General features: G+C 37.7%; 12 protein-coding genes and 1 riboswitch. Of the genes, 9 read left to right on the top strand and 3 right to left on the bottom strand.

The window, feature by feature from the left end; genetic code table 11:
* Positions 1 to 145 precede the first annotated feature (145 nt).
* The 5 genes from AO843_RS15175 (at position 146) to AO843_RS15155 (ending at position 7,821) form a co-directional block, all read left to right on the top strand.
* A complete protein-coding gene (locus AO843_RS15175) occupies positions 146 to 1,294 on the top strand; it encodes a DEAD/DEAH box helicase (RefSeq protein WP_054611935.1) in 1,149 nt (382 codons plus the stop codon).
* A 1-nt stretch (position 1,295) separates the two neighbouring features.
* Complete coding sequence (locus AO843_RS15170; protein WP_054611934.1) at positions 1,296 to 2,525, top strand: aminopeptidase; 1,230 nt, start codon at positions 1,296 to 1,298, stop codon at positions 2,523 to 2,525.
* Positions 2,526 to 2,557: 32 nt separating this feature from the next.
* A complete protein-coding gene (locus AO843_RS15165; protein WP_054611933.1) occupies positions 2,558 to 3,466 on the top strand; it encodes an SGNH/GDSL hydrolase family protein in 909 nt (302 codons plus the stop codon).
* Between the two features lie 120 nt (positions 3,467 to 3,586).
* The gene (locus AO843_RS15160) at positions 3,587 to 4,744 is read left to right on the top strand and encodes an exonuclease SbcCD subunit D (RefSeq protein WP_054611932.1); all 1,158 of its coding nucleotides are present in this window, start codon (positions 3,587 to 3,589) and stop codon (positions 4,742 to 4,744) included.
* Positions 4,741 to 7,821 (top strand): SbcC/MukB-like Walker B domain-containing protein, encoded by a 3,081-nt coding sequence (locus tag AO843_RS15155; protein WP_054611931.1) that lies wholly within the window; start codon positions 4,741 to 4,743, stop codon positions 7,819 to 7,821. Before AO843_RS15160 ends, AO843_RS15155 begins: the two co-directional genes overlap by 4 nt.
* 40 nt (positions 7,822 to 7,861) lie before the next feature.
* Here the strand turns inward: AO843_RS15155 and AO843_RS25395 are convergent, their stop codons facing one another.
* Together AO843_RS25395 and AO843_RS15150 are read right to left on the bottom strand one after the other, a co-directional pair.
* Complete coding sequence (locus tag AO843_RS25395; protein WP_255350380.1) at positions 7,862 to 7,987, bottom strand: hypothetical protein; 126 nt, start codon at positions 7,985 to 7,987, stop codon at positions 7,862 to 7,864.
* Between the two features lie 52 nt (positions 7,988 to 8,039).
* Complete coding sequence (locus tag AO843_RS15150) at positions 8,040 to 8,363, bottom strand: magnetosome magnetite crystal formation protein family (RefSeq protein WP_054611930.1); 324 nt, start codon at positions 8,361 to 8,363, stop codon at positions 8,040 to 8,042.
* A gap of 127 nt (positions 8,364 to 8,490) precedes the next feature.
* Positions 8,491 to 8,598: riboswitch (TPP riboswitch) on the top strand.
* Positions 8,599 to 8,733: 135 nt separating this feature from the next.
* Here AO843_RS15150 and thiT point away from each other — a divergent pair.
* On the top strand, positions 8,734 to 9,294 hold the full coding sequence (thiT, locus tag AO843_RS15145; RefSeq protein ID WP_054611929.1) for an energy-coupled thiamine transporter ThiT: 561 nt from the start codon (positions 8,734 to 8,736) through the stop codon (positions 9,292 to 9,294).
* A 172-nt stretch (positions 9,295 to 9,466) separates the two neighbouring features.
* Entirely contained in the window at positions 9,467 to 10,222 is a 756-nt protein-coding gene (map, locus tag AO843_RS15140; RefSeq protein ID WP_054611993.1) for a type I methionyl aminopeptidase, read from the top strand.
* Positions 10,223 to 10,250: 28 nt separating this feature from the next.
* On the opposite strand, the gene AO843_RS15135 is transcribed toward map, so the two are convergent.
* Entirely contained in the window at positions 10,251 to 10,964 is a 714-nt protein-coding gene (locus AO843_RS15135) for a hypothetical protein (protein ID WP_054611928.1), read from the bottom strand.
* Positions 10,965 to 11,164: 200 nt separating this feature from the next.
* Between AO843_RS15135 and AO843_RS15130 the strand changes: the two genes are divergently transcribed.
* Both AO843_RS15130 and AO843_RS15125 read left to right on the top strand, forming a co-directional pair.
* Positions 11,165 to 11,983 carry a polyphosphate kinase 2 family protein gene (locus AO843_RS15130; RefSeq protein WP_054611927.1) on the top strand — a complete coding sequence of 273 codons (819 nt, stop codon included), beginning with the start codon at positions 11,165 to 11,167 and terminating at the stop codon, positions 11,981 to 11,983.
* Positions 11,984 to 12,151: 168 nt separating this feature from the next.
* Entirely contained in the window at positions 12,152 to 12,739 is a 588-nt protein-coding gene (locus AO843_RS15125; protein WP_054611926.1) for a GNAT family N-acetyltransferase, read from the top strand.
* Positions 12,740 to 12,875 lie beyond the last annotated feature (136 nt).

Here is a 12,875-nt window from a genome sequence, read left to right as displayed (position 1 = left end):
ATTTCCGTGTGTGGAGTTAGGCAGATTTTTTATGGATGAAAGGTTCGTATAATGAAACGATTTGATAAAGGTTTGCGTACATATAAAGTAGGAAGCTACCGAGTGTGTTAAACTAGTGTCAAGCAGATAGAAGGTGGGAAATAACATGTCAGTAATCAGTTTATTAAAAGAAGAATTACAAGCAAAATGGAACTTTGAAACAACCATGAAAATTCAAGAGGAAATGATACCAGCTATGCTTGAAGGTAAAGATATCGTAGCTGAATCACCTACTGGCTCAGGTAAAACATTAGCGTATGTATTACCATTACTGAATAAAGTAAATGGGGCGAAAAAGCAAACACAAGGTCTCATCGTAGCTCCATCACAAGAGCTAGCTATGCAAATTGTAGAAGTCATCCGTGAGTGGACAGTAGGTACAGATATTACTGTTCAACAGCTTATTGGTGGTGCCAATTCAGCCCGTCAAATTGAAAAACTAAAGAAAAAACCAACGATTGTTGTTGGAACACCTGGCCGTTTAAATGAATTAGCACGTGCAGGAAAATTAAAACTTAAGGAAATTGAAACAGTTATTTTAGATGAATGTGATCAATTACTTAGTCGTGAATACCGTGTTGTCATCAAATCCTTTATTGAAGGTTCTGCCTTTGGGCGACAAGTTGTTGTTGTTTCAGCAACCATTACAGAGGAAATTGAATTAGTGGCGAGTCGTATGATGTTTGAACCAGTTCGTTTTAAAATTAAGCCAGAGGATATGTTAAAGGTCGGCAAAGTGATCCACTCATTTGTGAAGGTGGAAGAACGCGATAAAACAGAGTTCCTTCGCCGACTATCACATACAGAGGGACTGAGAGCACTAGCATTCGTCAATAATATTGATCAATTGTTAATGAAAGAAACGAAGCTACAGTATCGCTCTGCACCAATTGTAACTCTTCATTCTGACATGAAAAAAGAAGAACGCAAAAAGGCTTTAGATGCTTTCCGCAAAGGGGACGCACGTATTTTAATCGCGACAGATATTGCGGCACGTGGTTTAGATATTGCCGGTTTAACACATGTTATTCATGTTGACGTTCCACGAACAATTGAGCAGTATTTACACCGTTCGGGTCGTACAGGTCGTGCGGGTGCAGATGGTGAAGTATTAACATTACTATCTTATCAAGACGAAAAAACCTATAAAAAATGGACAAGAGAAGTTCCTGGTAAGCCAGTGCAGAAAATATGGCATGATGGTAAGCTAATGGAAGGTAATTCTAAAACAATTGGACAAAAGCGAGGGAAATAATATGACATTTGAAGAAAAATTACAGGCATACGCAGAACTTGCAGTAAAAGTTGGGGTAAACATTCAACCAGGTCAATATTTGTTAGTCAACACATCAGTTGATGCTTTAGATTTTGCTCGTTTGGTCGTTAAAGAGGCGTATAAGGCTGGCGCTGGACGTGTCCATGTTAATTTTTCAGATGATGAAATAGATCGTGCCTATTTTGAACATGCCTCTGATGAAGAATTTAACCGTTTCCCAGAATGGGTCGTGAAAATGCGTGATGAACTCATTAAACGTAAAGGGGCATTATTATGGATCGATGCTGCAGATCCTGATAAATTAACAGGAATTCCTGCCGAACGATTAGCTACACATCAAAAGGTATCTGGATCGGCATTGAAAAACTATCGTAATGCGGTTATGAAGGATTTGATTGCTTGGTCAATTATTGCAGTTCCTTCATCAAAATGGGCGGCAAAGGTATTCCCTCAATTAACAGAAGAGGAGCAAGTACCTGCCTTATGGGAAGCTATCTTTAAAACAGTTCATATTGGAGAAGGTAATGCAGTTGAAAATTGGCATCAGCATGTAACTAATTTAGAATCTCGTGCAGAACTTTTAAATAATAAAAAGTATGCGAAGCTTCACTATACTGCTCCAGGAACAGATTTAACAATTGCTTTAGCACCACAGCATAAATGGCTAACTGGTGGCAGTAAAACGCCTGAAGGCAATGTTTTTATTGCCAATATGCCAACAGAAGAGGTCTATACACTTCCAATGAAGCAAGGTGTAGACGGTTATGTTAGTAATACAAAGCCTTTAGTGTATCAAGGCAATATCATTGATGGCTTTAAATTAACATTTGGAGAAGGAAAAATTATCAAGGCAGAAGCTGAAGTGGGTCAAGATTTATTACAGGAACTCATTCAAGTAGATGAGGGCTCAAGTTATTTAGGTGAAGTGGCACTTGTTCCTCATGAATCACCAATTTCAGCATCAGAGATTTTATACTTTAATACGTTATTCGATGAGAATGCTTCAAACCATTTAGCGATTGGTGAAGCGTACCCGACTTGCTTAGAGGGCGGTAGAGACTTAGAAAACGGTCAACTAGAAGCCTTAGGCGCAAATATTTCTGTAACGCATGAAGACTTTATGATTGGCAGCGGTGAGATGGACATTGATGGTATTTTACCAGACGGTACTGTAGAGCCGATATTCCGCAAAGGTAGCTGGGCTTTCTAAGCTTATTAAAAATCAAGAATGGGGGAGAGCAGATGAAGCACTTTTGTAACGTGATCGGGGTAATCATATTATCACTGACATGCTGGGGTTCATCTGCTTTTGCTCAAACTGAAAGCTTTGTAGCTATCGGGGATTCCTTAGCTGCTGGTCAAACGCCTTATCAACAAATTGATGCTGGATACAGTGATTTAATTGCTATGAGATTAAAGTCAATCGATCAATTAAAATCCTATACAAAGAGGCTAGCTTTTCCAGGCTTTACAACAGCAAATGTGTTAGAAAAAATCCAATCTGAGGAAGCAAGGGATTTACTAGCCCATGCTACACTAGTTACGGTTTCAGCAGGAGCCAATGATTTATTACGGCTTGTCCAACTGAATCCGACGGCTGGAACTTTAGCTTTTTCCCAGCTTCAAACAGATTACGCCTTAAATATGGTGAGAAAAAATATGGTGGCTATTTTAGATGAATTAGCTGAACACGCGCCAAAGGCTAAGGTATATGTTATAGGCTATTATTTTGCTTATCCAACTGTTCATCTAACACAAAAGGAAGGAACAAATGCACAGCTTGTGAAGTTAAATAAGATTTTACAGCAACAGGCGGAGCTAGCCGGAGCGGTGTATGTAGATGTGTACGATGACTTTGGTTTAAATGCAACAAACTACTTACCGAATCATGCTGATGTTCATCCAAATTTTGAAGGATATCGCCAAATGGCCAATGCTTTTTTAAGAGTCTATAGTGGTAGTGATGCACTGAATATTTCTTCATCACAATTACCGAAGCCGAATCCTTTATCATTTGAGGAAATTTTAAAGGAACGAGCATCTGCACAATCTAAACAACAGAAGGCACCACAAAAGTCTGTTAAAATGGGACGTTCTATTCAAGGATTCCACGGCTATACGGCTTTTATAGAAAAGATAGAGAATAGATGAATAATGATTAAGAAGGCATCTTTTAGGATGCTTTTTTTGTGCGTGCTGAAATCCCCAAACAAAGGAAAAACAATCTGTTAATGGCCATGATAAAATAGTAAGAGGACAGGAGGTACAGGAATGAAAATATTTCATACAGCAGATTGGCATTTAGGAAAGCTCGTTCAAGGTGTCTATATGACAGAAGATCAACAATATATCCTACAACAATTTATGCAAGCAATTGATGAAGAAAAGCCAGATGTAATTATTATAGCAGGTGATCTATACGATCGTTCCATGCCTCCTATTGAGGCAGTGAATTTACTAAATGATGTTTTAGCAAAAATAGTATTAGAGAAGAAGATTCCTGTTTTAGCTGTTGCGGGGAATCATGATAGTGCAGGCAGATTAAATTTTGGTAGTCGATTGATGCGTGATAGTGGCTTATATATTAAGGGCCAATTTACGAAAGATCATGCACCCATCATCTTGAATGATCAATATGGAGAAGTGCATTTTCATCTTGTGCCGTTTGCAGAGCCTGCTTCTATTCGTAGTATTTTTGAAGAGGAATCGATACGTTCTCACCAAGATGCTATGCAGAAAATTATTGAGCACATAACAGCAGGTATGGATACAAGTAAACGCAATATATTTATTGGACATGCCTTTGTGACGAAGTATGGTGAGGAGGAAGCCAATACTAGTGATTCAGAGCGACCGCTTTCTATAGGGGGATCAGATTGTGTAAATGCAGCTTTATTTAAACCATTTCATTATACAGCTCTCGGACATTTACATAAGGCACATTATGTCTTAAATGAAACGATTCGCTATGCAGGTTCACCGTTAAAATATTCATTATCTGAGCATTTACATGAAAAAGGCTTTTTAATCATTGATCTAGATGAACATGGAAATAGTACAGTAACCAAAAGAAAGTTTGTGCCAAGAAGAGATTTACGAATAGTAGAAGGACAGTTGGAGGAGTTACTAATGCTTCCACCAAGTGATGATTATGTATTTGTGAGATTGACAGATGCTACATCCGTATCTTCTCCAATGGAACGTATCCGTACTGTTTTTCCTCATGCGATGCATGTTGAGCGTAAGGTTATTCGATTAGAGATGCCAAGCGAGCTTCAAGTAGTAGAAGCAGAAAAATTAGAAGATATCGATCTATTCCGCTCTTTCTTTACAGATATTATCGGCATTCAGCCAGATGAAGATACTGAGCGTTTGTTTACGGAGATGTTGCAAGAATTATTAGATGAGGAGCGAGAGATAGTAAAATGAAGCCATTAAAGTTAACGATTACGGCATTCGGTCCTTATAAGAATACAGAAGTAATTGATTTTCAACAGTTAGGGGAACACCGTTTGTTCGCTATTTCTGGCAAAACAGGTGCGGGGAAGACGACGATTTTTGACGCCATTTGTTATGCACTTTATGGGGCGGGTAGTGGAGAGGATCGTCAAGATACGGCTTTACTACGAAGTGGTTTTGCTGACGATGATGTTTATACAGCGGTAGAACTTATGTTTGAAATGCATGGAAGAGTCTATCAGATTTTGCGCCAGCCAGGACATATAAAGGAAAAAAATAAAACAGCTACTGGTAAAAAAGTGGAGTTAGCGGTAGTAAAAGAGGGAAGGCTCGATTATAACATTGTTGAAAAGCAGCAAACGCTTGAAGTTGATAAAAAAATACAGGAAATTATAGGACTCACAAAGGATCAATTTAGCCAAATTGTGATGTTGCCACAAGGTGAATTTCGCAAATTATTAACTTCGGACTCTACAAACAAAGAGGTAATCTTACGGAAAATCTTCAAAACAGATCGCTTTGGTGTCATGACAAAAATGCTTGATGCTAAACGAAAAGAGGCAGAGAGTGATCTTGAACGTGCCAAGCAATTAAAAGAACATCTACTAGGTCAAATTGTTGGTGCTCTTCCACATCGTTCATCTCCTCTTTTTACTCAAATTGCTGATAATACGGAAAATATGCATCAGCTAAAGCAAGCGCTGGAAGAGGAATTGACCTACTATACGAAATGTATAGAAGAAGAACAGGGACAATATGAGGAAGCATATAGTCATCATCAAAAAGAACAAGAATATTACAGTTTAGCTAAAACGCTTAATGAACAATTTGAGGAACAAGCCAAACGTCAGGAACGACTAACAATGTTGTTAAATGAGCAAAACACCTACCGTGCAAAGGAACAGGAGATTGCTTTAGCAGAACAAGCAGAACGTTTAATATTGCTCGAACAACAATGTATCGATTTACGAGCTGAACAAAATTTAAAAGAACAGGCATATGAACAAGCTAATAGCTGTCAGCTACAAACTAAGGAACTACTACAACGAGCGCAAGATAAATATGAAGTGGAAGAGGCTAAAGAGTCTCAACGGCAACAAATTTTACAGCAGGAAATGCAGTTACAAGGGTTGCTACCAAAATTCGAAGCTTATGACAGCAATGTACAGCAACTGCAAATTGCTGAGCAATATGTTAAGACGGCCAAGCAAGCGGTAGCTGATAACTTAGCACTAGTAGAAAAAGAACAAGTGCAATTAGAGCAGTATTCGCAAACAATAGAACACTATGAAAACCAACTAGAACCATATGAAGGGTACTTAGAGCAACTACCAAAGCTTCGTGAACAAGTGGCTTTGCTCATGCAGGTGGAGAAATATACAAAAAGCGTAGAGATAGCCAAGCAGGATGCCATCACTACTAAAATTCACTATCAAGAAAGTAGACAAGATCTTCAACAATTAGAGCAACGTTGGCTGACAAGTCAAGCAAGTGTTTTGGCTCAGCAGCTTAAAGACGGGGAACCTTGTCCTGTTTGTGGAAGTATAACTCATCAACAAACACATACTAAGCAATTGGAAGTTGTTGACCTTGCTCAGGTAGAAGCGTTAAGAGCAAAGGCTTCATCAGTCGAGCGCTTATATTTGGAAAAAGAAGCATTTTTAACATCCACGCAACAGCTTCAGCAAGAGGCACTGAAGCAACTAGAAGCACATCCAATTAAACAACAGGATCAAGCATATTTAATCGATACCTTAGACAAAATGGAACAAGAGATTACTAGCTTAAAGGTTGTCAATCAACAGTTAGCTCAAACGCGAATAAACCAAAAAGAGCAGCGTTTAAAAATAGAGCAACTGCAGAATAAACAACTAAAACTTGATCAATATTTTACTGAGCAGATGAAGAACTGGACAAGACTACAAGCAATTGTAGAGGAACAATATAAGCAAATGCCAACAGCTATTCAAACTTTACTGCAATTAAAACAAGCGCTTACCGATGTTAGCAAACAGAAAATAGATTTACAAAAATTATGGCAAGAAAGTCAACATAATTTACATGCCGCAAAGGAAGCTGCAAGTAATGCAAAATTGGCTGTGGAAATCGCCCAACAGAATTTTGAAGAATTGAAGTGCAAGTTGAATGACAAACGTGAGCAGTTTTCAATAAATATGCAGAAAGCAGGCTTTGTTAGCTATGAGGAATACGCAGCTGCCAAAAGAAGTGCGGCCCAATTAGAGGGCCTTCGGAAGGCATGCAGTGACTATATGTTACAGGTTCACACATTACAAATTCAAATTACCGAAGGAGAGAAGCATCTCCAAGGGAAAGAGGAACAAGATTTAGCTTCTATGGAGGCAACAGTGGAAAGTCTCCGAATCGCCTATGAGGATGCCTTTAAACAACTTCAACAAATAGATGGTTTTGCGAAATCATGTCAAAGTTTTATCAATAAGGTGGAAGAAACAGCGAGAGAGCTTCGTTTACTTGAGAATGAAGCTGGAAGAGTGAAGGAGCTCTACGGCTTATTAAATGGGCAAAATTCGAAAAAACTGTCCTTTGAGCGTTATATTCAAATTAATTACTTAGATCAAATTACAGAGGCAGCCAATATTCGCCTTTATCATTTATCAAATGGTCAATTTGAGCTTAGACGTTCAGACCGGCTAGAAAAGCATGCGAAGCAAAGCGGACTTGGACTTGATGTATATGATGCTTACACAGATCAATTACGTGATGTCAAAACTTTATCTGGCGGTGAAAAGTTTAATGCATCATTAAGTCTTGCTCTAGGAATGGCTGATGTTATTCAAAGCTTCCAGGGCAATATTCATATTGAAACAATGTTTATTGATGAGGGCTTTGGTTCGCTCGATGAGGAATCTTTAAATAAAGCGATAGACACATTAATTGATTTACAGGATTCTGGCCGAATGATTGGCGTAATCTCTCATGTGCCTGAATTAAAATCTGCGATGCCAGCCGTTTTACATGTAGAAAAAACGTTGAATGGGCATAGCCAAACACACTTTGAAATAAAATAAAAGAAGGTGTATTTCCGACATAAGGAAATACGCCTTCCTTTTATTTTTTTCGAGGACTAACTGTAGAAGTTGTTCCTTTTTTTGCTGCCAATACTTTTTTTACGATAGGTATAACAATAGGCGCTAATTTTACAGCAGTTTTCACAACTTTTGATACTTTCATCAAAAACACAGCTCCTTTTATAATTCTTCTACCTGTTTATCCTAAAAATGAAACATTAACGGATAACTCGAACAGCTTGAATAATATTCCAAATAACGATGCCGAGTGAGACTATTACATAAATGGCGAACGAAATGAACCAAACAATCATCACTGTACTATTACTTGAAGTTGGATCTAAACTAAATGTAGAAAAAACAAAGACAATGAAGAACAAGATTCCAAAAACAAAAGGGACTAGATGAGACACAAGTGCGCGTATTGAATGTCTTTTGATGTCAGAATCTTTCGTAACGAAGTAAACAATTAATGGTACAATGAAAGGGGCAAAGAAAATACTGAGATAACTAAAGGCAGATAAAATTTTTTGGTTCTCCATAGTTGTACCTCCTTTTTTAATATTTACGCATGGAAAACGGCAAAGTTTCAAAAAATATAGTTTGGAAGAGGTTGTAATCATCCTATCCTTTGCGTACAATGAAAGTGTTCAAATTAAATTCAGATGTAACGACCACAAGGGGAGCTGATGATGTCAGCTGAGACTTGGCACGTAATGCCTTGACTCTTTGAACCTGTAAGTTAACACTTGCGTAGGGATGTGGATAGAAACCGACACTTGTACGATGTGAGGCTCTGTCCTGACATCGTTTTTTCATTCTTAAAGGAATAAAAAGATGTCAGAGAGAATCAATCAGCGCATTTCTATTCCTGCTCTTGTATCCTACATCGGAACAAAGGAGAGAATATGTATGGACAAAAAAAGACTATTAATGCTGGTGGAGATTGCCATATTTGCAGCGATTGGCCTTGTGCTGGATCAAGTTTCATTTAAAGTATGGGCACAAGGGGGCTCTGTTAGTCTCGTCATGGTACCAATAATGTTAATCGCATTTCGCTGGGGTTTAGTAGCTGGACTAACAACGGGCTTACTTGTAGGTGTTATGCAAACAATGTTTGGGGCATATATAGTACACTGGCTCCAAGGATTACTAGATTATGGTGTTGCTTTCACAGTCGTGGGATTAGCAGCTATTGTCCGTGGACCATTGCTTGAGGCAGCTAATCAACGAAACAAAACAAAAATGGCACTTTATATTATTCTAGGTACGGTGTTTGCAGGCTTCTTGCGATATGCGGCCCATACTATTGCTGGATCTGTATTTTTTGCAGAGTATGCTGGCGATCAAAATGCGTGGATTTACTCGATTATTTATAATGGTACTTATATGCTACCAGCAACAATTTTAACAGCCATTGTTGGCGTGCTATTATTCACAGCGGCTCCACAATTAATGAAACATAAAGCATAAACCGATCCCCTTCATATTTGTGAAGGGGGTTTTTTATTGTAGCAATAAGTGAATAGCGCTTTTAGCACTTTGCCAAGTAAGCAGGCATACAATATTTAAAGCGTTTATCGTTATACACATAAAAAGTTATGTTATATTAAAGAGTAGATATTAGATGAAAGGGACGTTATACATGATTGTAAAAACGCAAGAAGAGATTGAAGCTTTTAAAAAAATCGGACGCATTTGTGCTGAGATTCGTGAAGCGATGAAGACTGCTACAAAACCAGGTGTCACAACACTTGAGCTTGATGAAATTGCTGGTCGCATGTTTGCCGAGGCGGGTGCTATTTCTGGACCAAAAGGAGAATATGACTTCCCAGGATATACTTGTATTAGTGTCAACGAAGAAGTGGCACATGGTATCCCAGGTAAACGTATTATTCAAGCGGGGGATATTGTCAATATTGATGTTTCAGGCTCTTTAAATGGCTACTTTGCCGACACTGGTATTTCATTTGTAGTTGGTGATGGCTATGAAGACAAAGAAAAACTATGTCGTGTAGCTAAAAGTGCTTTTGATCGAGCAATGACAAAAGTAAAGGCTGGCTCTAAATTAAATCAAATCGGAAAAGCTGTTGAGCGTGAGGCGAATGCAAATGGCTTAACAGTCATCATGAATTTAACAGGCCATGGTTTAGGTCGTTCCTTACATGATGAACCAAATCACATTTTAAATTATTATGATGCATGGGATTCTACAATTATGAAAGAAGGTATGGTCCTTGCAGTTGAGCCGTTTATCTCCGCAAAAGCAGAGCATATTGTAGAAGCTGGTGATGGTTGGACATTCATTACACCTGATAAATCCCTTGTTGCTCAGATTGAGCATTCAGTAATTGTTACAAAAGATAAACCAATTATCCTAACTTCATTAGACGAAGACTAGGATCACATAAAAAATCCTGCAAACCAATTTATTTTTGGTTAGCAGGATTTTTTTTAATAAATAATATACCGACTAAGAGAACACCACATAAAAATAAGGCAGCTGTTGTTACGAGTAGCTCATCAAAACCATTATGTAAAGTGATTCCTAAATATGCCCAAATAAAAACACTTGGATACATGATATCAAAGTGATGAAAGCGGATATGTAGCGCGATTGCTCCACCTAACGTCAGTAAAATAACTGCCCAAAGAGGAGTGCTAAGACCAAAACCGTTCCAACCATAAGCTGTTAACGTAAAGCTAATATTCGTGATAAAAATAAATGTCATCCATGCAAAATAAATGGCGAAAGGAATACGACCCGACAGTGATTTGTCATGAAATGGATACGTATTATACAACATAAATAAATACAAGACTAAGAGTAAGGTAATGCCGAGAGAAACAATAAATAATTCATGATGCCATACGTATATCGTTAATGCTTGCAAAATATTTATGCAGCTAAAGAGCGCAGACTGTTTCATAGATGTCTTTTTGATGTTCATCACTAACCAATAACCGATGAATAAATAAATGACAATCCAAATTACATGACTTCCATCAACAGGTGCAAAAACCACAGGAAAACGATTAGAAATTTCTAAAGAAGACTGACCGTTTAGTTTCATGAAAAAGGATGAAAAGGTTAGGATGAGTGAGACAATATAAGAAATTGTCATCAATAAAAACCGAGGCATGTTTTCCTCTCCCTTCGTGTTAGATTGTATAGGGAAAAGACAAATAAGTATAGTACTGTCACTCATTTTATTATAACGGAAATTTCCAACAATGTATCGTGTTGTTTTGCTAATAATATCTACAATTTACCATCCTAATAGGCATCCATATAATTCTTTAGTACAATAAGAATATATCCAGATTAAAGGAGTGAAGCTTTATGACACTAAATTTAAAAAATCTAGACCTATCCATTGAACTAGATAAAAAGATGTATAAAAAGAAATTAAAAGTACTCCAATATGAAATGTTAAATGCACAACAATTTTTATTAAAAAACAAAATAGGTTTAGTCTTAGTATTTGAAGGTATGGATGCAGCCGGTAAAGGGGGAGCTATAAAACGTTTAATTGAACGTGTCGATCCACGGGGTTATGTGGTACATCCAATTTCGGCTCCTCAACCACATGAATTGCGCTATAACTATTTACAACGATTCTGGAGAAAGCTACCGCAGCATGGACAAATCGCTGTTTTCGATCGTTCATGGTATGGTCGTGTGTTAGTAGAACGAATCGAAGGGTTCGCAACGAAGGACGAATGGTCTCGTGCTTATGAAGAAATTAATAATTTTGAGAAGATTTTAACTGCAGGAGACTACATAATTATTAAGTTTTGGCTTCATGTTTCAGATGAAGAGCAATTAAAGCGTTTTAAAGAACGAGAACAAAACCCCTATAAATCTTGGAAGTTAACAGATGAAGATTGGCGCAATCGAGAAAAGTCACCACTATATATCGAGGCTGCCAATGAAATGTTTGAGAAGACCGATAAGAAAAATGCGCCATGGATTTTAGTAGCTGGAGACGATAAAAAATACGCGCGTGTACAGGTGCTACAAGAAACGCTTGCACATATTGAACGAGAGGCGCTGAAACGTGGACTTCATCTAACAAATGTATTAGACAATGCTCATTTAGAAGATGCTGAATCATCCAGTCTAGAAATATTAAATGAGAAAAAGAAGCAAAAAAAATAAGAAATAAAGTGATGGTGCTATGACATTAAGACATGAGCTGTTTTAGTTGTAGCAGCATCTTTTTTTACATACAATAAGGTAAAACTAGGGCTAAACCACTTGATTTTCGGTGGCAGAGAAAGTAGTAAAGATTTGTACAGACATTGATTGGAAGGCTAGTGTGGAGAAATGGTGCTAAAAATTTGGAATTTATTAAGAAAAAAGGGTGGGAATGTGGTAACAATAAAGGGGGATAAATGCTACATCCGCACATTCCAAGAAAAAGATGCACGAAGTTTAACAGGTCTCGTAAGCCGCAATAAATACTTTTGGTCAACCTATGAGCCTTTACAAAGACCTGAATACTATACAATTGACGCGCAATATAAAAAAATTCAAGAGAGTCTATATTTAATGGATTCAAAGCGAGAATTTACTTTTGGCATTTTTGAACATGGTACTAATAATCTAATAGGACATATTGCACTATATGCTATAAAACGTTTACCCTACTCAAGTGCATTTGTGGGATATGCTATGGATGAAATTTATGTAGGTAAAGGAATCGTCACTGAGGCGGTGAATATGGTAGTCCGGTTTGCATTCGATCAAATTGGGCTACATCGGGTAGAGGCATATGTATCAACCCAAAATAATGCCTCAATGCGTGTCTTAGAGAAAGCAGGCTTTCAACAAGAAGGTCTTTTAAGAAAGCTTTTGTATATTAATGGTCAATGGGTTGATCATTATATGTATGCACGATTAGAAGATGAATAAAAAACAAGTGCCTTTCTTTCACAGAAAGGCACTTGTTCCAGACTGTAGACAAACTCAAAAAATTTGAGAGTTTGCCTACAGTCTTTTTTCTTTTACAATGAAATAAAGTAAAGCCGTTGATTTCCACTACGGGCGG

It is taken from the genome of Lysinibacillus sp. ZYM-1 (assembly GCF_001308875.1).
In the GTDB taxonomy this organism is placed as follows: Bacteria; Bacillota; Bacilli; order Bacillales_A; family Planococcaceae; genus Lysinibacillus.
This window is presented reverse-complemented; position numbering and strand designations above follow the sequence as displayed.